Below are 22,428 nucleotides of genomic sequence, written 5' to 3'. Positions count from 1 at the left end.
AGACATGAACAGCCCTGCTGTCTTCTCTGAAGATGGCAGGGTTTTTAATTGGGATGAAGGGAACAGCAGATTAGAGGGAGTAGGCGAGAATAGCAGGGAAGGATCCCTGATAGCGACCGCTTGTTCTGCTTATACTGGATTGTTTGCGCGGTGTGGATATAATAGAGGAAAAGGGCATGGGGGAGGATGGACAATGGAGAATGCAGTAACTCGTATTCAATATGATGAAGCATATGTGAAAGCGATGCATTTACCGAGAGAGATTAGCGATCTGCTTCTTGTTGAGGGAGTACCCCAGTTTCGCGATGAGGGTAACGATCTGCTGGGTGTCCATTTTCGGTCCATGCCGGAACGAGGCTTGATTCAGGTACAACGTGATGACGGCTTCACTACGCTTCTGCCGATCGGATATGAGTGGGAGGAAAAATCCGCCTTGTTCGGTGTGGAGACAGGAACGGGCGCAGTTTACTCGGTAGAAGCATCGTCAGGGGAACACGGGTTGATCAACACCAGTCTGGTTCGGTTTCTTGAATTTCTCCAGCGTTACGCTCAATTCATTGAGAATTTCTCCGAAGTGCATGAGCCCAGTGTGATGACACTGGAAGAAGCCCAAGCCAAACTGGCAGCTTTTCAAAGGGGAGAGCTTACACCAGGAAAGAAAAAGGGCAATGTATCCGGCCGAAAAGAGGCCATAAGCGAACTCCGTGCTTTCTTTGCCGAACAGGATCCAGGTAGTTTATCGAATGAAAAAGCTTGGTGGAGCCTGGTTCTTGAACAGCTTGAAGATGGCTTGTTGTAGCTGATATCCATTGAAGAATAATGTAATAATGCCATTGTCAGTTGTGCCATAATCTAAAGCGAACCTGTAGGCAGGTGGAAAAGCATCTGTTCAGGTTGAGAAGAATATGCTATAATTAAGAGTCGTGTACCTAGGTTGATTCAGCTCGCTTTTTGTAAGACTTAAGTGGGGCTTCGCGTAAGGTACATAAGCTCTTTTATATAACTTAAAAGTAAAGGATTTGATGACGTTGTAGCGATGTTGCGTCGGTCATTAATGAATGTTACGGTCAGGGTTCGGTTGGACTGAGAACCTATGCGTTATGAAAATAGATGATATAGATAATAAACATGGAACGCCTGCCCGGAGACGTGCAGCGTATAACCGAAAATAAATCGTGAGGTGACTATATATGTTGGATAAATTACAGGCATTGGCGGACCGTTATGACAAGCTAAGCGAGCTACTCTGTGACCCGGATGTGGCAAGTGATAACAAAAAGCTGCGTGAGTATTCCAAAGAGCAATCCGATCTGCAGCCGACGTACGAAGCATACAATGAGTACAAACAGGTGAGTCAGGATCTCGAAGCAGCCAAAGAAATGCAAGGCGAGAAGCTGGATGACGAGATGCGTGAAATGGTCAAAATGGAAATCGAAGAACTCAGCGCCCGTCAGAAAGAACTGGACGAACTGATTCGTGTTCTCATGCTGCCCAAAGATCCGAATGACGACAAAAACGTCATCGTGGAAATTCGCGGAGCTGCGGGTGGAGATGAAGCGGCATTGTTTGCAGCGGATCTATACCGCATGTACACACGTTATGCCGATAATCAGGGCTGGCGCGTAGAATTGATGGATGCCAATACGAATGATGTCGGCGGATTCAAAGAGGTTATTTTCCTCATCAACGGCCGCGGTGCATACAGCAAAATGAAGTACGAAAGTGGTGCACACCGTGTACAACGTATCCCTACAACCGAATCAGGTGGACGGATTCATACTTCTACTTCAACGGTAGCCGTTATGCCTGAAGCTGAAGATTTCGATATTGAAATTCATGATAAAGACATTCGCGTGGATACGTTCTGTTCCAGCGGTGCCGGCGGACAGTCGGTTAACACGACGAAATCTGCTGTACGGGTAACGCACGTTCCAACCGGAATCGTAGCGACATGTCAGGATGGTAAATCGCAGAACTCGAACAAGGAAAAAGCGCTGCAAGTATTGCGTACCCGGATCTTCGATATGATGCGCCAGGAAGAAGAAGCGAAAATTGCAGGGGAACGGAAGAGTAAAGTAGGTACAGGGGACCGCAGTGAGCGGATTCGTACGTACAACTTCCCGCAAAGCCGTGTAACCGATCACCGCATTGGTCTGACCATGCACAAATTGGATCAGGTCATGAACGGAGAGATTGAAGAAATCCTGTCTGCGCTGACGATTGCCGAGCAGACGGAGATGATGGATAGAGGAGAATAATGCTGTGAACCGCGCGCAGTTTGTAATGACGCCGGAACAGAGCTGTCGGGAAGCCTTCGTGGAGGCTTCCTCTTTTTTGGAAAAGAGCGGCGTGTACGAGCCGCAGAATAATGCCCGGCTGCTGCTGGAGCATGTACTCGGCGTCTATGGCGCCGCGTATTACATGATGCAGCCGGAACCCTTCCCCAGCGAGCTGCGCAGCCGCTGGGAGGACGCCGTCACGCGCAAGGCTGCGGGTGAGCCGGCGCAGTATATCATCGGCAGCCAGGAGTTCTATGGGCTGCCGTTCGAGGTCACGCCGGCCGTGCTGATTCCGCGGCCGGAGACGGAGCTGCTGGTCGAGGCTGTGCTGCGCGAAGCCGACCGCGTGTTTCCCGACGGCGCTCCGCTCGCCGTCGATATTGGCACGGGCAGCGGTGCGATCGCGGTGACGATCGCCTCGCAGCGCCCGCGCTGGCAGGTCGGCGCCGGAGACATCTCGGCGGCGGCGCTGCAAGTGGCCGCACGGAACGCGGCCGCGAACGGAGTACAGATCGACTTCCGTGAAGGCGATCTGCTGGCCCCGTTCGCAGGGATGCGGGTGGACATTCTGGTGTCCAATCCGCCATATATCCCGGCGGCGGATATCGCCGGGCTGCAGCCTGAGGTGCGCGATCATGAGCCGCGCACGGCACTGGACGGCGGTCCGGACGGACTGGCACCGTACCGGGTTATGCTGGAGCAGCTGGCACTGCTGCCTGCGCCACCGCAGGTCATTGGTTTTGAACTCGGTCAGGGACAGGCTCGCGACATCGCCGCATTGCTTGAATCTGCCGGACACTGGCCGGAAATTATCATTGTTCCGGACCTTGCCGGGATCGAGCGGCATGTCCTGGGTGTTCGTACTTCGGAACAGGTGACGAAAATGTAAGGTTCTGCGGGTTTTCTTTTTGCCGCGAAATCCTCTACAATGGGATATACCGAAGATTGCTGAATGCTTGGGGGAACATAACTACATGCTGCATAAATTCAAAAAGATAGACTACTCGATTGTTTTTATATTGGTTATATTGATGGTTATCAGTATTTTGTCGATTTATAGTACGACCTTTGGCAGGCCAAAGCTGGAGGGACTCACGCAAAGTTCCATTATGTATTATATTTTGGGCTTCGTAGTCTTTTTTGGAATGTCGATGATTAATTACAAATTCATTATCAAAAACTATCTGTATATCTATGGCGTAGGTATGCTCTTGCTTATTTTTGTTATGTTTTTTGGTAAAGAGTATTATGGAGCAAAGGGCTGGCTATCCATATTCGGTGTAAGTTTGCAGCCTGCTGAATTGTTCAAGCTATGCCTGATTGTGTTCTTATCGGCTTTATTGGCTCGAAAGAAGAATCGTCCGCTTTATTTTGGACGTGATGTCATTCCGGTCTCACTCTGTGTTTTGCCGCCATTACTACTTGTACTACTTCAAAACGACTTGGGGAATGCTTTAAGTTATGTAATCATTCTCGTGGGCCTGTTATGGATTGGTAATATTAAATTCTCTCATGCTCTTATTGGTTTTGTTATTGCAGTGGCTGCTTTTATTGGCGGTATACAAGCTTATATTCATTATCATGATGAGATTGTTAAATTTCTGAAGGACGTTGGGCGTTCACACTGGGCAGACCGTTTCGACCCATGGCTCGTGCCGGATCAGACTTCCAGAGACGTGCTCTGGCAGACCTATAACGCGAAGCTGGCGATTGGTTCTGGGGGCATTAGTGGTAAAGGATACTTGGAAGGTACAACGATTCAGTCAAATCGGGTACCGCTAGCTTATGCCGACTCGATCTTTGTGCAGATTGGGGAGGAGTTTGGCTTTGTAGGTGCTTCAGTGCTGCTGCTGCTGTACTTTATTCTCATCCACAGGCTGGTACTTATTGCGCTCGAATGTAAAGATCGCGCTGGGCCTTATCTCATTGTCGGCATTATAGCGATGCTGCTGTACCAGATTTTTGTCAACATCGGTCCGTTTATTGGTCTAATGCCGCTCACAGGGATTACGTTGCCGTTTATCAGTTCGGGTGGTACCTCTATCATGATTAACATGATCAGTATGGGGATCGTGATGAGTATCAAGGTTCATACGGAAGAGAACGAGGATATTCTGGGCTCTGCAGAACAACCGGGGATTACGGATATCGTCCTCAAGTTGTTCAGAAGGAAACCGTCCCAGCAGGAACAGTAATTCCTTTTATCAGGTACAGGAAACAAAAACAAGAGAGTCATAGAACCCTTGAAAGATCAATCCAAGCCATTTGGATTTGGTGCTTCAAGGGTTTTTCTTTTGCTAGATTTTCTCTAATGGTTATGTAAGTTGAAATCGATCCTCCACGCATTGATTAAAATTTCCAATTTATCTCTCTATTTTATACAATGGAAATAATAAGTCAATTTGGAAAATGCATATGGCTATCCGGGAGGACGATTACAGTTATGTTGAGAATGCTGAAAAAGATGGACGGTGTTATTCTTTTTGTATTGTTTTTGCTGATGATCGCAAGTGTGTTTGCCATTTATAGTGGTACACAGACGGATGCCACTTTGGCCAAGCATCATATCAAAACCTTGTTGTTTTATATCATCGGATTTGTCGCAGTAGTGGGCATCGGACTAGTAAATTACAAACTATATGTGAATTATGCTTTTTATCTGTATGCCTTAGGAATCGTTCTGCTTGTTCTCGTCAACTTTGTGGGCGGACCTATTAATAATGCTAATGGCTGGATCAAGCTTGGGGATAATCTTTCGTTTCAACCTGCGGAGTTGTTCAAGATGATCCTGATTCTATTTCTCGCACATTTGCTTGTGAAGCGCCAGCGAAACACGCTCGGGTTCTGGAGAGATATCATTCCCATCGGATGTTGGGCGTTCGTTCCGTTTGCACTCGTCATGATTCAGAATGATTTGGGCAACGCGCTCGGTTACGTCGTCATCTTGGCCGCGGTATTGTGGATCGGTAATATCAAGCTAAAACATGCAATCATCGGCCTTGTTATTGTAGCGGTAACTTTCTTTGGTTTCGTCAAAGCCTACACGACATATCATGATGAAATCTTTACCTTTCTCGAGAAGGTAGGCCGTGAACACTGGGCGGAACGGATAGATCCCTGGCTCGTACCGGAAAAGGCCACATCCAAGGCGACATGGCACACCAAAAATGCCGGCTTGGCTATAGGCTCAGGGGGCATTGTCGGCAAAGGGTATTTGCAGGGAACTTCCGTCCAAAGTGGACGCGTGCCGTATACCTATTCGGATTCCATCTTTGTCGTTATCGCTGAGGAATTCGGTTTTGTGGGAGCGTCGGTGCTGTTACTGCTGTACTTCATTCTGATTCACCGAATGGTTCTGATCGGTATGGAATGCAAGGATCGGGCGGGACCGGTCATTATTGTAGGCATTATTGGCATGCTCTTATACCAAGTGTTTGAAAACATAGGTGCGTTTCTCGGACTGATGCCACTAACAGGTATTACCCTTCCGTTCATCAGTTATGGCGGGACTTCTTTACTCATTAATATGGCTTGTATCGGATTGGTCATGAGCATTAAATTATATGGAGATGAAGAGGAAGATGACCTGCTGCTTGGAGAGCAAAAGCCCGGTTTGCCAGACCGGTTATTGCATTTGCTGAGAAAAGAAAAGAGCGCGTTGTAATCATCGAATACGGTTTTGCATTAACAGTTAGGTTCGATAGGTCTCTTAAGCATGGCTGATGCGCATCTGTAACAGATGTGGTCGGCCTTTTCTTAATCCGGCTCAACCACGTTAAAATGAGAGAATGAATTTGCTAGATTTATGATTATTGCTAGGTTTACTTCTGTCTCTTCCGGGCATACTGATAGACATGAGAGAGTTGCAGGGAACATGATCACGGGAGCCGAGGGGGAGAACGGGATGAGTAGAAAAACAGTGAAACAAATTGGACTTATTATCGTTTGTCTTATGATGATTATTATGATGTGGGAAGGTCAGAAGACGGATGCAGCTGTAGCCGCTACAGCGATTCCGGAGCAATCCATCCGTTTGCGGATTCTTGCGAATTCGGATGCGCCAGGGGATCAACTGGTGAAACGCGAGATTCGGGATGCTGTGGTCGCCCAGATGAGTGAGTGGGTTACAGAGCTGGATAATCCGCAAAGTCTGGATGAAGCACGCCATGTCGTTCGTGAGCATTTGTCTGAAATTGAAGATCGGGTGGGAGAAGAGCTGGCCAGCCGTGGACTGGACTATCCATTTCAAGTGGAGCTTGGTGTCGTTCCGTTCCCTACCAAACTATATGGGGGCACGGTATATCCCGCAGGTGATTATGAGGCGGTGCGTATAACACTGGGAGAAGGAAAGGGTCAGAACTGGTGGTGTGTGCTGTTTCCGCCATTATGCTTCATTGATGCAAGCACAGGGGATGCGCTGGCGAATCCGTCTACAGTATCTGCAGCGGCTGCTGCTGAGCCTGGAGATGCTGAAGCATCTGTCCAGGGAGCAACACCGGAAGCGCGTTTTTTCCTGGTGGATCTGGCGGTTAAACTATGGGATTGGGCAGCTGGGTTGTTTGCGTAATATCGTGAGAATGATAGGGAAGGGCGACTTCGATACAGGAAGCTGCCCTTTTGCCCCATTTTTCAATGAATGGCTGTCATGCTTAACGGATGGGGTTTATAAGAGAGATCCTGAGCCCGTTCTTAGGTTGAAGAGATATGCTATAATTATAGGTATTCGAAATGAAAGCAAGACAGCTACCGTCAAGGTCAAGGCCCCGCGGTACTAACCTATTGAAGTTTAGGGATGATGGATATATGAGTAGAGAACAAGACCAATACACAGGAAACAAAGATTCGGGAAACCCAGAAGGATTGCTTACCTCGGTGTGGGATGTCAGAGCATTGATGAGTGAGAAACAGCCGCATGTTGTGGGTAATTTGGTTATGGGTGAACCTGAGGGACAGGGATCTGATGAGAAAAAAAAGAGCGCCTATGAGCAGGCACTCGCTGACTTGCAGGCTGCCGCTGCCTGCATTCGTCAAGGCCAGACCATTGCGTTTCCGACAGAGACGGTATACGGTTTGGGCGCGGATGCGCGCAGTACAGTTGCGGTAGAGGCTATATTTGAAGCCAAAGGCCGTCCGTCAGACAATCCGCTCATTGTGCATATTGCACATCGCGATCAGCTGGATTCACTGGTTACGGAAGTGAATGAGGCAGCAGAAGCGCTGATCAAAGCCTTTTGGCCAGGTCCGCTCACGATTGTGCTGCCCGTTAAGCCAGGTGCCGTATCCCCGCGGGTTACGGCTGGCTTGGACACGGTGGGTGTTCGCATGCCGGATCACCCGGTTGCTCTGCAGCTGCTCGCAGCGGCCGCGTGTCCGGTGGCTGCGCCAAGCGCTAACCGCTCCGGGCGGCCGAGCCCAACGCTCGCTTCACATGTAAGCGAGGATCTGGCTGGCCGCATCGGCGGCATTGTGGACGGCGGCCCCACGGGTGTGGGCGTCGAGTCCACGGTAGTGCAGGTCGGTGACGACGGTACCGTCACCATCCTGCGCCCTGGCGGCATTACGGCGGAACAGTTGTCCGCCGTTGCCGCCCGTGTCGCCACGGACCCGGCGATTCTCGCTGAGGGGTCCGAAGGCGAAGGCAGCCCGGCGCCGCGCTCGCCGGGCATGAAGTACACGCACTATGCGCCCACAGGGGCGCTGTGCGTGGTAGAGGGGCCGCCCCCAGCTGTGGCGGCCTGGATCAGCGCCGCCCTCGCGGAGGCGGCGCAGCGCGGAGAGCGCACCGCGGTGCTGGCGTTCGCCGAGCACGCGGAGCAGTACCGCGCCGATGCCGTATTCTCGCTGGGCGATGCCAGCGAGCTTGAAGAAGCAGCGCGCCGGCTGTACGCCGCGCTGCGCAGCTGCGATGAGCAGGGCGCCACATACATTGTGGCTGAAGCCTGCTCACGCGAAGGGCTGGGAGCAGCCGTCATGAATCGGCTGCTCAAAGCTGCTGGGCACCAACTTATACAGGTTGGGGACCAGTAACACCATGACCGGAGCTGACGATGTCTCTCCGGTCCACCTAATCGGCAGGCCGTGGCAGCAAGCACAACCACCTCACGGCCTGCCGATTAGACCAATCCTCTTTTGACACGCCTGCCTGCGTCTCTGCCGACTATTCATTCTCGTTCTCCCGTCATGTTTGTGTCCTTGTCCGCATATCGTGTACAAGAACCTTTACGTGACTTGGGGGTATGGGAATGTGGGATGTGTCTGCCCATCTGGGGCAGTTGGTAACCATTTTGATTATGGCCGTCGCCCTTGGGCTAGATGCCTTCTCGCTGGGTATTGGGATTGGCATGAAAGGCATTCGTTTACGTGATGTGCTGCGAATCAGCTTGGTTACGGCTTTGTTTCATGTCATCATGCCGCTGATCGGCATGTACACGGGAAAATACGTCAGCTCTCTCTTGGGAGATATTACGACGTATGCTGCAGGCGGATTGCTGGTTCTGCTTGGGGGTCACATGATTCTGAATGCTTTTCGTGAAGGTGACACCAAGCTGGTGGACCATCGCTCTATGCTCGGTGTGATTTTATTTTCACTTAGTGTGAGTGTGGATTCGTTTTCCGTTGGGGTGTCCCTCGGCATGTTTAGCAGTGATCTGGTACTGACCGTACTTGCCTTTGGTGCATGTGGTGGAATCATGTCCGTCATGGGTCTGCTGCTGGGACGACGAGTGAGCCAAAACCTTGGCGATTATGGTGAAGCGATTGGTGGGGCCATCCTGCTTGCGTTTGGACTGCTGTTTATTTTTTAATAGTCATAGAGCGGAGCAGCTGCAGCTATTGTGCAGTCATAACGATACTCTTTAAATTTTCATCATTTAAAATTAAAATATTGCATCATTCGACAACATTTGCGAAATGGGGAGGCTATCACAATGAAACATATTTTGTTTGTGTGTACAGGGAATACGTGCCGCAGCCCCATGGCGGAGGGGCTTTTGCGCATGCTGGCAGCGGAACGGGGCATTCAGGTTGAGGTTCGTTCTGCGGGTGTGGCGGCAACATCGGGAATGCCGATTTCCCGTCATGCCGAAGCTGTATTAAGAGATCACCAGGCGGAAGGGCCTGGTCATTCCACACAGCTTAACGCGAGCCTGATCGGCTGGGCAGATTTGGTCCTTACGTTAACGCGAAGCCATAAACAGCATGTCATGCAGGTTTTTCCGGATTCGGTACACAAGACGTACACGCTGAAAGAGTATGTAGAGAATGATAATCAGGTTCTGAATGATCTTCAGGAACTGGACAGCCTGTTCGCCACACTGGAGTTGAAGCGTGCACTCGGTCAGGAGATTCTGGCATCAGAGCGTGAGCGCGTGATCGAGATCCGGCAGCGTATTCCAAGCTTTGATATATCTGACCCGTTTGGCGGCAGTCGTGATGATTACAATATCGCCGCTGCGGAGATCAGAACTGCGCTGGATCGTCTCCTGGACAAGTTGGGATAAACCGGGATTGTGCAGGTCATAGTAATTAGGCAGTGAAGATTGAATTTTCAAATTAAATTGTTATGCAAAAACGGACATGTAATGTAAATTACCCGTTGATTTTAAGCGTGGGTTGTTTTATGATGAAGGGGAAAACAGGGATCCGGTGTAACTGGCGACGAAGTGGGCACAACCACAATGGAGCACCGGAACAAACGGCCGGTCGCCTGGGCAAAAGAGCAATTCTGCGATACCCGCAGACTGCTCTTTTTTTCGTCTTTCATCTGATTATTCGCTATAATAGTACCTGAAATGCCGTGCATGCATACAAGAGCGGGCAGCCGTGTGGGAGTCAGGCATGATTTTATCGGGAGGCGATAGGATGACTATTGAGTTAGATTCGGATCAACCCGGATTGCAGGAACAGACCGTAACCATTCTGCGTGAACTGGCACTTGCCGGAAAGCTTGGACCTGGACAGATCGTTGTGATCGGTACAAGCACAAGCGAGGTTGCAGGCCAAAAGATTGGTACGAGTGGTGCCGTTGATGTAGCACAGCAGCTTCTTGCAGGGATTCGCGAGGTGCAGCAGGAATTCGGCTTTGATCCTGTGTTTCAGTGCTGTGAACACTTGAATCGCGCATTGGTGATGGAACGTTCACTGCTCACACGTCTGGGTTTGACTGAAGTGGGCGCCGTACCGGTTCCCAAGGCAGGTGGTTCCATGGCATCCGCAGCATATCGTTCGCTGAGTGATCCTTGTCTGGCTGAACATGTGCAGGCTCATGCAGGAGTGGATATCGGGGAAACGATGATTGGCATGCACTTGCGGCATGTGGCGGTCCCCTTCCGTACAACGCTTCGCTACATCGGGGAAGCCCGTGTGACGACAGCCTTGACCCGTCCGAAGCTGATTGGCGGCGAACGTGCGGTGTATCAGATGGAAGAGCAACCAGATTCGACATTTTGCGACTAAATCTTCAACCTACTATAAAGTGAAAATGATGTTTACACGAAAACGGAGAGTGCAAAACCAATCTGGAGAAACGCAGTGGTCGCATTTATCACCGGATTTCCCCCTTTAAAGGGCATTCAAAAAAATCCGGGGATAACAGCGATCGGAAGATGGTTCTGCAATCGGAGTAAGGAGTGTAACCTTTCAGTTTCGCTTTATAACTTCACTAATATACTGGGAGGAATTTAAACATGGAACAATTGCGTAAGAATGACCCTGCAGTACTTGAAGCGATGAATTTGGAACTGAAACGCCAACAGAACAACATTGAGCTGATTGCATCCGAGAACATCGTAAGTGAAGCGGTAATTGAGGCACTTGGATCTGTACTGACAAACAAGTACGCTGAAGGATACCCGGGCAAACGTTATTATGGTGGCTGCGAGCACGTGGATGTCGTGGAAGATATCGCACGTGACCGTGCAAAGGAACTGTTTGGAGCTGAGCACGTAAACGTACAGCCTCACTCCGGTGCACAAGCAAATATGGCAGTTTACCTTGCCGCATTGAAACCTGGTGACACGGTACTGGGTATGAATCTTGCCCATGGTGGACACCTGACTCACGGCAGCCCGGTGAATGCATCTGGTTTGCTCTACAACTTCGTGGCCTATGGCGTACAGGAAGATACATTCTTGATCGATTATGATGAAGTGCGCAAAGCAGCGTTCAAGCACCGTCCTCGTCTGATTGTAGCAGGCGCAAGTGCATACCCGCGTACCATTGATTTCGAAAAAATGGCTTCTATCGCCAATGATGTAGGCGCATTGTTCATGGTGGACATGGCCCACATTGCAGGACTGGTTGCTGCTGGATTGCATCCGAGCCCGGTTCCACATGCCCATTTCGTAACAACGACAACACACAAAACGCTGCGCGGACCTCGTGGCGGTATGATCCTGTGCCGCAAATCCTGGGCAGCTGCAATTGATAAAGCGGTATTCCCTGGTTCCCAAGGTGGACCTTTGATGCACGTTATTGCTTCCAAAGCGGTAGCACTGGGTGAGGCCCTGCAGCCTTCGTTCAAAACTTATGCACAAAACGTAGTGAAGAACGCTCAGGTTTTGGCTGAAACACTGATTGCCGAAGGGCTGAATATTGTATCCGGTGGTACAGACAACCACTTGATGCTGATCGACACGCGCAGCGTGAACATCACAGGTAAGGAAGCTGAGCATGTGCTCGATTCCATCGGTATTACCGTGAACAAAAATGCAATTCCATTTGATCCGACCAGCCCGTTTGTAACCAGCGGCATTCGTATTGGTACTCCGGCAGCTACTTCCCGCGGCATGAACGAAGAAGCCATGGTTGCTATTGGTAAAATCATTGCCAAAACATTGAAAAATCCTAAAGATACAGCGAAACTGGATGAGGCCCGCGCGGAAGTAACGGCTCTGACAGACCAATTCCCGCTATACACAGATCTGAAATACTAGTCCATCTACGAATGGAATTATTGTACAACTAGAGCGAAAAGGACCGGAACATGCCAAGTTTCCGGTCCTATTTTTATAGTATTCGGTTTTCTGTAATGATTACATGTCCTTTGATGGTGTAATTCGGTGTAGGTGATGATATAATATACAGGATTTATCGGGCCTATGAATGATGATTAGGCATTATTGGAAATGCTGAACATGAAGAACTTACCGGAGGGACAAATTAGATGGGAAAATTAGTAATATGTGATCACCCCTTGATTCAACACAAACTGACGTTTATACGCGACATGCGTACGAATACGAAAGATTTCCGCGAATTGGTGGATGAAGTGGCTACACTGATGGCTTACGAGATTACAAGAGATGTTGAACTGGAGACTATTGATGTACAAACTCCTGTAGCTGAAACACAAGGCAAAGTTATTTCCGGACGTATGCTCGGACTGGTGCCGATTCTGCGTGCAGGACTCGGAATGCTCGATGGCGTTGTGAAATTGTTGCCAGCTGCAAAAGTTGGACATGTTGGTCTGTTCCGTGATCCGGAAACATTGCAACCGGTAGAATACTACACCAAACTGCCTACAGACGTTACAGAGCGTCAATTGATTGTCATCGACCCGATGCTGGCGACTGGCGGTTCTGCCATTGCTGCTATTGACGTGCTCAAAAAACGCGGCTGCACCCAAATCAAAATGATGAACCTTGTTGCAGCACCTGAAGGTGTAAAAGCAGTTCAGGACGCGCATCCGGATGTGGACATCTATGTGGCTGCTCTGGACGATCGTCTGGACGATCACGGTTATATCGTTCCCGGATTGGGAGATGCAGGAGACCGTCTGTACGGCACTAAATAAGCATGCTGCATGCTGAAGAGAAAAGGGGCTTTGTTTGAATGTCCAAGAAAATTAAAGTCATGACGATATTCGGAGTTCGTCCGGAAGCCATCAAGATGGCTCCGCTTATTTTGGAACTTCAGAAACATCCCGAATCTATCGAATCCATCGTCTGTGTGACCGCACAACATCGTCAAATGCTGGATCAGGTTCTTGAAGTGTTTAACATTCAACCGGACTATGATCTGGACGTGATGAAAGATCGCCAAACGCTGAATGAAATTACGATTCGTGTGCTTGGTGGCCTGGAGCCTGTACTGCGCGAAGCAAAACCCGACATCGTGCTTGTTCACGGGGATACGCTGACTACGTTTGTAGCCAGCTACGCAGCGTTCCTGCAGCAGATCCAGGTGGGCCATGTTGAAGCAGGTCTTCGTACATGGAATAAGCTGTCTCCGTATCCGGAGGAAATGAACCGCCAGTTGACCGGTGTACTTGCAGACTTGCATTTTGCACCGACAGATTGGTCTTTCTCCAACCTTGCCAAAGAAAATAAACCGGAGTCTAGTACCTATGTCACAGGCAACACGGTAACAGATGTGTTTCAATATACAGTACGGCAGGATTACACACATCCGGTACTTGAATGGGCACAGGGCAAACGTCTTGTGCTGATGACAGCTCACCGCCGTGAATCCCAAGGCGAGCCTCACCGCAACATTTTCCAGGCCGTCAAACGGATTGCCGACGAGTTCGAAGATATTGCCATCGTGTACCCGGTGCATCCAAGTCCTGCTGTGAAGGAGCCGGCTCACGCGATTTTGGGGAATCACCCCCGTATTCAATTAATTGATCCACTAGACGTGGTGGATTTGCATAACTTTTATCCGCATACTCACTTGATTTTGACCGATTCAGGCGGTTTGCAGGAAGAAGCGCCTTCGTTTGGTGTACCCGTGCTGGTTCTGCGGGATACAACGGAGCGCCCGGAAGGCATCGAGGCCGGAACGTTGGAACTGGTGGGTACGGATGAGGAACGTGTTTATGAACGGACCAAAGCTCTGCTTACGGATGAAACGCTGTATGCAAGCATGAGTCAAGCTGCCAATCCATACGGTGATGGACATGCATCGGAAAGAATTGTCAATGCGATTTTGCACCATTTTGGCGTAAATAGTGAGCGTCCGGAATCATTTCACAGAAAATTCAAAAAATAATTCGTTTTTTCTGACTGAATCATAAAGGGTACAGCATACAGTTAAACTGTACGGTTTACGCGGGTTTATGGGCTCCCGGGGGCCTGTAAACCCGTCGTTTTACCCTTTAAAACGCTAAAATCAATCAATTGACAAAGGCTCTCATCATTCAGTAAAATTAACTGGGATTGCAAGGGTGGCGTGGAAAATGGCCGATTCGAACAAACCAAATTCATCCCGTAACCATGACGATAATGTATGGAAAGCGATGGGACTCGTGACAGCTTTTGGGATCGAGATTGCCATTCTCGCTGTTGCCGGATATTACGCTGGCTCCTGGTTGGACAAGACCATTGGAGGTAACGGAATATGGATCGCCGTAAGCGTTCTCTTTTTTCTGGCCGCAGGCGGCGTGAGCATCTACTTTATCGCGAAAAAATTCATGGGGGAAAGTGATGAGTGAACTAACCAGATACCGCAGATGGATGACTGTTTTCATCATGTACTTTCTTATGATTTGTTTTCTCGCAGCGGCCTTTATGCCACGTGTGGAGACAATTGCTTTGGGACTGGCCCTGGGTACAGGAATTAGCTGGATCAATGCATTTTACCTGGGCTACAAAGTAAGGAAAATGTCTGATGATGCGGCAGAAGGTAACTTGAAGCGTGTGAACCTGGGATTTTTGACAAGAGCGGCACTCGCTGTGCTCGGTATATTCATATCGATGCGCTTTCCGCAGTACTTCAATACATACGCGGTTGCAGGCGGTCTGGTCATTGCGCAATTTTCCTTACTGATTATAGGGATCGTCTATTCCCGCAGAGCAGAATGATGTTAGGTGCTGCAGCTTTCAAGTCGAGAAAGGGGTGAGAAAAATATGCATGAAGCTCCAATTATTATGCTTGGCGGATTTCGATTGGATCTATCGGTTGTGTTGATGCTGGTTGTTACAGGTGCCCTCGTTTTTATCTTTGCTGTACTGGCTACACGGAGGTTGTCCGTTGAAAACCCCGGCAAGCTGCAAAATTTTATGGAGTGGGCAGTCGAATTCGTCCGCAATCTGATTTCCAGTACGATGGATATGAAGAAAGGGAAGCACTTTATCTCTCTCGCTCTTTCCATGATCATGTTCATCTTTGTCGGTAACATGCTGGGTCTTCCGTTCCAGGCAGTAACCGCAGTGGACAGCGCAGAGCATGCGCAGGTGTTTGGTCAGCCGATCGTTACAGCGGTCGATGCGTTTGAAGAAGCGCATGCCAAAGACCCTGAAGCACACCCACACGTTGAATTGGCATGGTGGAAATCACCTACAGCTGATTTATCGGTAACCATGGGACTGGCGCTTGTTGCGTTCATGGTATCTCATGGACTCGGATTGTTCCGCAACACGAGAGGTTATCTCAAGCACTACCTTCAGCCATTCGCCTTGTTCTTGCCCATCAACTTGATTGAGACGGCATCCAAGCTGTTGACACACGGTATGCGTCTATTCGCGAATATCTTCGCGGGTGAGGTACTGATCACAACGATCCTGAAACTGACGACATTCAAAGTGTTTGGCGCAATTGCTGCCATTCCGTTGCTGATGGTGTGGCAAGGCTTTAGTATCTTTATCGGCGCGATCCAGGCATTTGTTTTTGTAATCTTGATGATGGTGTACATTTCACAGAGCATCGAGACGCACGACGAACATTAAGTTCCAAGCCCGACGAAGATTTCTTCACCAGGCTGAACAATAAAAAAATTCGATTTATAATTTTAAGGAGGATATACAAATGGGAGCAATGGCATTAATCGCAGCAGCAATTGTTGCAGGACTGGGCGCGTTTGGCGCAGGTATCGGTAACGGTATGGTAATCAGCAAGACAGTAGAAGGAATCGCGCGTCAACCAGAAGCAAAATCCACTCTTCAAACAACAATGTTTATCGGGGTAGGTCTGATCGAGGTATTGCCGATCATCGGTGTGGTACTCGCGTTCATGTTCTACGGTATGGCTTAATTAAATTGATAAGGTTTGGCGGGGAAGGCCATAGCCATCCGCGCCTTCTTTTTAGGTAATGTCCGTTCATGCGGATGAACGTTTCAAGGATACCTCCAGGAAGGAGTGAACAGATTGAGTTTCGTATGGGAAAATACGCTTCTTGCGATTATCGCATTTGCAATTTTATATTGGCTGCTTAGCCGTTATGCTTTCGGTCCTTTGTTCTCCATCATGGAAAAACGTCGCGAACTCGTGCTGACGCAGATGAATGAGGCTGCTCAGACTCGGGAACAGGCCATTGCCTATGTGGAGGAACAAAAACAAGCTCTGGAGCAAGCGCGCAAGGAAGCTCACGACATCATTGAACAGTCCAAACAAACGGGCGGCAAACAGGCTGAGTCAATTCTGGCTGACGCAAAAGCTGAAGCTAATCGTCTGAAAGACGATGCGGTACGTGAAATTGAAAGCGAGAAGAACAAAGCGGTTGCAGCGCTTCGCAGCGAACTGGGTACAGCTTCCGTTCAGATTGCTTCCAAATTGATCAAAAAAGAAGTTGAGAACGGTCCAGCACAAGAAGAGCTTGTGAACCAATACCTCAATGAGGTAGGGGGCCGACAATGAGCCGCGATACGATTGTTGCCAAGCGTTATGCGAAAGCATTGTTCGAAGTCGCTCTCCAGCAGCAGCAGGTGCTTGAAGTTGAACAGGAACTGCGTGCGGTTGTCAGCGGATTGACCGGGGATGCCGAGATCATCAAGTTCATCGTATCTCCGAACATCTCTGATGAAGCCAAACGGAACGTGCTTCATGCGAGCCTTGAAGGCAAAGTGTCCGAACCTGTCCTGCGCACGGTTCTGCTCCTGATTGAGCGTGGTCGCGTTGAACTGCTGGAAGCTCTTTTGAGTGATTATCTGAAGATCGAGGGCGACTCGCTCGGCATTGCCGATGCTCGCGTTTACTCGACTTATGCATTGAATGATGAAGAAAAAGAAGCGGTAGCCCGTGAATTCGGAGGCCGTGTGAATAAAAAGATCCGTATCGAGAACATTGTCGATTCGACTCTGCTGGGCGGATTGAAAGTCGCCATTGGCGATACGATCTATGACGGCAGCTTGGCTGGCAAGCTCGAACGTCTTGAGCAGTCTTTTAACAGACGAGTACAGTAGATTGGGGTGAGGACACTTGAGTATCAAACCAGAAGAAATCAGTACATTAATTAAGAGCCAAATCGAACAATACAAGACCGATATCGATGTAGTCGAAGTCGGGACGGTTATCGAGGTTGGTGATGGTATTGCTCGTGTATACGGACTTGAGAACGTCATGTCCAACGAGTTGGTTGAATTCCCAAGCGGTGTAATGGGACTCGCCATGAACGTGGAAGAAAGCAATGTCGGTGTCGTTATCCTGGGACCTTACTATGATATTCGTGAAGGCGACCAAGTGAAGCGTACTGGCCAAATCATGCAAGTGCCTGTAGGCGAAGCATTGATTGGACGTGTTGTGAACCCGCTCGGTATTCCTGTCGATGGCAAAGGGCCAATCGCGACAACGGAATTCCGTCCGGTTGAAGGTAAGGCACCGGGCGTAATGGATCGTAAATCCGTTCATGAGCCGATGCAAACAGGTATCAAAGCGATTGATGCCATGGTACCAATCGGTCGCGGACAACGTGAGTTGATCATCGGTGACCGTCAAACAGGTAAAACGTCGATCGCAATCGATGCGATCCTGAACCAAAAAGGCAGCGGCATGAAGTGTATCTATGTGGCTATTGGTCAGAAACAATCTACAGTTGCACAAGTTGTGGAAACTCTTCGTCGTAAAGGCGCAATGGAGTACACGATCGTTGTAACTGCAGCTGCTTCCGATCCATCACCACTCTTGTACATCGCACCGTATTCCGGTTGTTCGATGGGTGAGTACTTCATGTACAAAGGCGAGCACGTTCTGGTTATCTATGATGACTTGACTAAACAAGCTTCTGCTTACCGTGAGCTTTCCTTGCTGCTCCGTCGTCCTCCAGGCCGTGAGGCTTATCCGGGTGACGTCTTCTACTTGCACTCCCGTTTGCTGGAGCGTGCTGCGAAGCTGAATGATGAACTTGGTGGTGGTTCTTTAACCGCACTTCCGTTTATTGAAACACAGGCTTCCGACGTATCTGCTTACATCCCGACGAACGTAATCTCCATCACGGACGGACAGATCTTCCTGGAAGCCGACTTGTTCAATGCTGGACAACGCCCGGCGATCAACGTAGGTATCTCCGTATCCCGTGTCGGTGGTTCTGCTCAGATCAAAGCGATGAAAAAGGTTGCAGGTTCCCTGCGTCTGGACCTCGCTCAATATCGTGAGCTTCAAGCGTTCTCCCAGTTCGGTTCCGATCTGGATAAAGCCACTCAGGCCCGCCTGAATCGTGGTGCTCGCATGATGGAAATCCTGAAGCAGGGTGTAAACCAGCCTCTGCCTGTTGAACAACAGGTTGTAAGCTTGTATACAGCTGTTAAAGGATTCCTGGATGAAATCCCTACAGGTGATGTGACTCGCTTTGAACACGAATTCCTCGCGTTCATGGAGAGCAACCATCCGGAAATTCTCGGATCCATCCGTGATACAAAAGAATTGACTGCAGACAATGAAAATGCACTGAAAGGTGCAATCGAGAAGTTCAGAAAGAGCTTCGCTGTCTCTGTCTAAATAGATGATTGCAGCTGCGGAGTTGTTTAACCGATTCCGCATGTCTGCATGTAAAACTTTGACCCCGTCAAAGTAAGATTATGCTTACGAAGTAACTTTGGCTCCGCCAAAGTTTTGAGGTGGTGAAATCATGGCAAAAGGCATGCGCGAAATTAAGCGGCAAATTAAAAGCGTACAAAGCACCAAGCAAATCACCAAAGCAATGGAGATGGTTGCAGCTGCAAAACTGCGTAAAGCGCAGGAAAAAGCTGAGGCAGCCCGTCCGTATTCGGAGAAACTGAAAGAAGTTGTGGCTAGTATTGCATCAAGCACGCAAGGGATCCAGCATCCGATGCTCGAGAGCCGTCCGGTCAAAAAGACAGCTTACCTGATCATTACATCGGACCGCGGTCTTGCGGGTGGATACAATGCGAACGTTTTGCGTCAGGTCAATCTGACGCTCAAAGAGCGCCATAACTCCCAAGATGACTACGAGTTGTTCGTTATTGGGCGTAAAGGACGCGATTACTTCAGACGGCGCGAAATTGCGATGGCATCCGTTACAACGGATCTATCCGATTCACCAGCATTTGCAGACATCAAATCTATTGCACACGAGGCTGTTCAAGGATTTGAGTTGGCTAAATTTGATGAATTGTACATTTGTTATAACCGCTTTGTGAATGCGTTGACCCAGATTCCTACGGTAGAAAAACTTCTTCCAATGGAAACACCTGAGGTAACTGCTGCGGAAGGACCGACGGCGAGCTACGAATACGAGCCTTCAGCTGAAGCTGTACTGGAAGTTTTGCTACCGCGTTATGCGGAAACGCTGATCTACGGTGCACTTCTGAACGGTAAGGCGAGTGAGCTGGGCGCGAAAATGACGGCAATGGGTAATGCAACCAAAAATGCATCCAAACTCATTAACGATTTGTCATTGACATACAACCGTGCCCGTCAAGCGGCGATCACGCAGGAGATTACGGAAATTGTGGCAGGTGCCAACGCAGCACAAGGCTAACCGTTTTTTATTTAATGAAGGCTTGCACTGCAAAGATAAACGAACGGAACTTTATTTTTGTCAAAGTAGCAGGCTTGTAGGAGGGGAACGTTAAGATGAACAAAGGACGCGTTGTGAGCATCATGGGTCCGGTTGTTGACGTCGAGTTTGATCGCGGCGGTCTGCCGGAAATCCTCAATGCCATTACGATCACTACAGTAAGCGAAAGCGGCGTAAGTGTAAGTCTTACACTTGAAGCTTCGAAACATCTGGGTGACAACCGGGTACGTTGTATCGCGATGTCCTCCACGGACGGTCTCGTACGTGGTATGGAAGCAGTAGATACAGGAGCTCCAATCTCTGTACCTGTTGGGGAAGCGACACTGGGTCGTGTATTTAACGTACTCGGCGAAGCAATTGATACTGGCGGTACTGTAGCTGCTGAACATAAAAACCCGATTCACCGCTCTGCTCCTGCATTCGATGAACTGACGACTCAAGCTGAAATGCTGGAGACAGGTATCAAAGTTATCGACTTGCTGGCTCCTTACGCCAAAGGTGGTAAAATCGGTTTGTTCGGTGGTGCCGGTGTAGGTAAAACCGTTACAATTCAAGAATTGATCAACAACATTGCGCAAGAGCACGGTGGTATTTCCGTATTCGCGGGTGTTGGTGAGCGTACACGTGAAGGTAACGACTTGTATCACGAGATGAGTGATTCCGGCGTTATCAACAAAACAGCAATGGTCTTCGGACAAATGAACGAGCCTCCAGGCGCACGTCTTCGTGTAGCCCTCACAGGTCTGACGATGGCGGAATATTTCCGTGATGAAGAAGGCCGTGACGTGTTGCTCTTTATCGATAACATCTTCCGTTTCACCCAAGCGGGTTCAGAAGTATCTGCCTTGCTCGGACGTATGCCTTCCGCGGTAGGTTACCAGCCTACGCTGGCAACAGAAATGGGTCAATTGCAAGAGCGTATCACTTCCACGAAAAAAGGATCGGTTACATCCATCCAGGCGATCTACGTACCTGCGGATGACTATACGGATCCAGCTCCTGCAACAACGTTTGCTCACTTGGATGCAACAACGAACCTGGAGCGTAAAATTTCCGAGATGGGTATCTACCCTGCGGTAGATCCACTTGCATCTAGCTCCCGGATCTTGGCACCAGAAGTTGTAGGTGAAGAACACTATAGCGTAGCACAAGGCGTTAAACGCATCTTGGCGCGTTATAATGAGCTGCAGGATATCATTGCGATCCTGGGTATGGACGAGCTGAGTGAAGAAGACAGAGCGCTCGTTTACCGTGCTCGTAAAATTCAACGTTTCTTGTCCCAGCCTTTCCACGTTGCTGAAGCATTTAACGGTATTCCGGGTAAATACGTTCCGGTTAAAGAAACAGTGCGCAGCTTTAAAGAGATTCTCGAAGGCAAGCATGACGATCTGCCGGAAGCAGCATTCCTCTTCGTGGGTACGATTGAAGAGGCAGTGGAGAAAGCTAAAACACTGGTATAATCTGAATCCAGGATTGTCCTTATGAAGCGAGCTATCCTTCGGATAGTTTCAGGAGGGATGGAATTGAGCACCTTTTTGTTGGAAATCGTAACACCTGAGCGTTTGGTCTATTCGGAGCAAGCAGATAGTATCATCGCTCGTGGTATTGAAGGGGAATTGGGGATCTTACCAGGCCATATCCCTATGGTTACACCATTGCAGATTGCACCAATTATTATCAAAAACGGAAAAGAGAACAAGCAGGTCGCTATTGGCGGCGGTTTTATCGAAGTCCGCAAAGATAAGGTTGTTGTTCTCGCAGAAAGTGCCGAATTCCCGGAAAATATCGATGTGGATCGTGCGCGTGCAGCGAAGGAACGGGCAGAACGCCGTCTCAGCAGCCAAAGCAACCAGGACCACTTTGATCACCGCCGGGCAGAGATTGCTCTGCAAAAAGCGGTTAACCGGATCAACGTATACGGCAAATAAACGATTAAAGGAAGCCCGGCGGCTTGGTCTGCCGGGCTTTTTCGCTGTGTTTCGCAGAAATGGCTTCCATATTTATTTAATGCAATCGTAATTTACTGGATGATTTTATGTAGATTCTCCGTTAATTTTTGTAAACAATGATCACCGTTCGTGTGATATTGAATATAGTATAGGACTATAGTAGTGGTGATAGTTACCACTAATAGACCCATTTTTGGCCAGTTCAAACCAAATTATTTCCGAGGAAATGACAAGATCGATATCGAAATAGCGCTCTTTTATGTCGTTTTAGTCACAAAATCCCGATGGTTTAAAATTAAAATATTCTCAAAGTGGAAATCAATGTAATTGACAATGTATGATGAAAGAGCCTATATTCCATAGAGTCAGCAGAGATTGCAGCTGCGAAGATGAATTCCATGATCATTCACAGCCCGATTGTGCTGCTCGATGAATGGGCAACACGAAGGATATCCATATGGGGTACTTCAGCGGTGAGTCAGTTGTGTTCTGCTGGAACAAACCATTCTTA

The 22,428-nt window shown here is 49.0% G+C and carries 23 protein-coding genes and 1 riboswitch; all 23 genes read left to right on the top strand.

Going from position 1 to position 22,428, the window contains the following annotated elements:
• Positions 1–193 precede the first annotated feature (193 nt).
• Entirely contained in the window at positions 194–799 is a 606-nt protein-coding gene (locus CHH60_RS15425; RefSeq protein ID WP_176476077.1) for an SUKH-4 family immunity protein, read from the top strand.
• Positions 800–1,190: 391 nt separating this feature from the next.
• Positions 1,191–2,258, top strand: coding sequence for a peptide chain release factor 1 (gene prfA / locus CHH60_RS15420; protein ID WP_095291198.1), 1,068 nt, complete (start codon positions 1,191–1,193; stop codon positions 2,256–2,258).
• A 25-nt stretch (positions 2,259–2,283) separates the two neighbouring features.
• On the top strand, positions 2,284–3,168 hold the full coding sequence (gene prmC / locus CHH60_RS15415; protein ID WP_095360316.1) for a peptide chain release factor N(5)-glutamine methyltransferase: 885 nt from the start codon (positions 2,284–2,286) through the stop codon (positions 3,166–3,168).
• 85 nt (positions 3,169–3,253) lie between these two features.
• On the top strand, positions 3,254–4,474 hold the full coding sequence (locus tag CHH60_RS15410) for an FtsW/RodA/SpoVE family cell cycle protein (protein ID WP_095359971.1): 1,221 nt from the start codon (positions 3,254–3,256) through the stop codon (positions 4,472–4,474).
• A gap of 248 nt (positions 4,475–4,722) precedes the next feature.
• Positions 4,723–5,943 carry an FtsW/RodA/SpoVE family cell cycle protein gene (locus CHH60_RS15405; protein ID WP_095359970.1) on the top strand — a complete coding sequence of 407 codons (1,221 nt, stop codon included), beginning with the start codon at positions 4,723–4,725 and terminating at the stop codon, positions 5,941–5,943.
• A 240-nt stretch (positions 5,944–6,183) separates the two neighbouring features.
• Complete coding sequence (gene spoIIR / locus CHH60_RS15400) at positions 6,184–6,846, top strand: stage II sporulation protein R (RefSeq protein WP_095359969.1); 663 nt, start codon at positions 6,184–6,186, stop codon at positions 6,844–6,846.
• 236 nt (positions 6,847–7,082) lie between these two features.
• Entirely contained in the window at positions 7,083–8,306 is a 1,224-nt protein-coding gene (locus CHH60_RS15395) for an L-threonylcarbamoyladenylate synthase (RefSeq protein WP_095359968.1), read from the top strand.
• Between the two features lie 215 nt (positions 8,307–8,521).
• Positions 8,522–9,082, top strand: coding sequence for a manganese efflux pump MntP (locus CHH60_RS15390; protein WP_095291207.1), 561 nt, complete (start codon positions 8,522–8,524; stop codon positions 9,080–9,082).
• A gap of 123 nt (positions 9,083–9,205) precedes the next feature.
• Complete coding sequence (locus CHH60_RS15385; protein ID WP_095359967.1) at positions 9,206–9,778, top strand: low molecular weight protein arginine phosphatase; 573 nt, start codon at positions 9,206–9,208, stop codon at positions 9,776–9,778.
• A gap of 137 nt (positions 9,779–9,915) precedes the next feature.
• Positions 9,916–9,997: riboswitch (ZMP/ZTP riboswitch) on the top strand.
• Between the two features lie 142 nt (positions 9,998–10,139).
• The gene (locus tag CHH60_RS15380; RefSeq protein ID WP_095359966.1) at positions 10,140–10,733 is read left to right on the top strand and encodes a TIGR01440 family protein; all 594 of its coding nucleotides are present in this window, start codon (positions 10,140–10,142) and stop codon (positions 10,731–10,733) included.
• Positions 10,734–10,963: 230 nt separating this feature from the next.
• A complete protein-coding gene (glyA, locus tag CHH60_RS15375; protein ID WP_095359965.1) occupies positions 10,964–12,211 on the top strand; it encodes a serine hydroxymethyltransferase in 1,248 nt (415 codons plus the stop codon).
• Positions 12,212–12,441: 230 nt separating this feature from the next.
• Positions 12,442–13,071: a uracil phosphoribosyltransferase gene (gene upp, locus CHH60_RS15370; protein WP_053782842.1), complete on the top strand. Its 630-nt coding sequence runs from the start codon at positions 12,442–12,444 to the stop codon at positions 13,069–13,071.
• Positions 13,072–13,109: 38 nt separating this feature from the next.
• Entirely contained in the window at positions 13,110–14,267 is a 1,158-nt protein-coding gene (gene wecB, locus CHH60_RS15365; protein ID WP_095359964.1) for a non-hydrolyzing UDP-N-acetylglucosamine 2-epimerase, read from the top strand.
• A gap of 187 nt (positions 14,268–14,454) precedes the next feature.
• A complete protein-coding gene (locus CHH60_RS15360; protein WP_024632723.1) occupies positions 14,455–14,709 on the top strand; it encodes an AtpZ/AtpI family protein in 255 nt (84 codons plus the stop codon).
• On the top strand, positions 14,702–15,079 hold the full coding sequence (locus CHH60_RS15355) for an ATP synthase subunit I (RefSeq protein ID WP_095291219.1): 378 nt from the start codon (positions 14,702–14,704) through the stop codon (positions 15,077–15,079). The genes CHH60_RS15360 and CHH60_RS15355 overlap by 8 nt, the downstream gene beginning before the upstream one ends.
• A gap of 45 nt (positions 15,080–15,124) precedes the next feature.
• Positions 15,125–15,943 (top strand): F0F1 ATP synthase subunit A, encoded by an 819-nt coding sequence (gene atpB, locus CHH60_RS15350; protein ID WP_095291222.1) that lies wholly within the window; start codon positions 15,125–15,127, stop codon positions 15,941–15,943.
• Positions 15,944–16,022: 79 nt separating this feature from the next.
• The gene (atpE, locus tag CHH60_RS15345; protein WP_017691934.1) at positions 16,023–16,247 is read left to right on the top strand and encodes a F0F1 ATP synthase subunit C; all 225 of its coding nucleotides are present in this window, start codon (positions 16,023–16,025) and stop codon (positions 16,245–16,247) included.
• A 114-nt stretch (positions 16,248–16,361) separates the two neighbouring features.
• Positions 16,362–16,850, top strand: a complete 489-nt coding sequence (gene atpF, locus CHH60_RS15340) for a F0F1 ATP synthase subunit B (protein ID WP_095291225.1) — start codon at positions 16,362–16,364, stop codon at positions 16,848–16,850.
• On the top strand, positions 16,847–17,395 hold the full coding sequence (locus CHH60_RS15335; RefSeq protein WP_095291227.1) for a F0F1 ATP synthase subunit delta: 549 nt from the start codon (positions 16,847–16,849) through the stop codon (positions 17,393–17,395). Before atpF ends, CHH60_RS15335 begins: the two co-directional genes overlap by 4 nt.
• Before the next feature lie 16 nt (positions 17,396–17,411).
• Positions 17,412–18,926, top strand: a complete 1,515-nt coding sequence (atpA, locus tag CHH60_RS15330) for a F0F1 ATP synthase subunit alpha (protein ID WP_095291229.1) — start codon at positions 17,412–17,414, stop codon at positions 18,924–18,926.
• A 130-nt stretch (positions 18,927–19,056) separates the two neighbouring features.
• Entirely contained in the window at positions 19,057–19,929 is an 873-nt protein-coding gene (gene atpG / locus CHH60_RS15325) for an ATP synthase F1 subunit gamma (RefSeq protein WP_095359963.1), read from the top strand.
• Between the two features lie 95 nt (positions 19,930–20,024).
• Entirely contained in the window at positions 20,025–21,428 is a 1,404-nt protein-coding gene (gene atpD / locus CHH60_RS15320) for a F0F1 ATP synthase subunit beta (protein ID WP_095359962.1), read from the top strand.
• 63 nt (positions 21,429–21,491) lie between these two features.
• Positions 21,492–21,896 carry a F0F1 ATP synthase subunit epsilon gene (locus CHH60_RS15315; RefSeq protein WP_095359961.1) on the top strand — a complete coding sequence of 135 codons (405 nt, stop codon included), beginning with the start codon at positions 21,492–21,494 and terminating at the stop codon, positions 21,894–21,896.
• The last annotated feature ends 532 nt before the right edge of the window (positions 21,897–22,428 follow it).

It is taken from the genome of Paenibacillus sp. 7523-1, assembly GCF_002276415.1.
GTDB classification, from domain to species: domain Bacteria; phylum Bacillota; class Bacilli; order Paenibacillales; family Paenibacillaceae; genus Paenibacillus; species Paenibacillus illinoisensis_A.
Note: the sequence above shows the minus strand (reverse complement) of the source record. Positions and strands in the feature narration are given on the sequence as shown.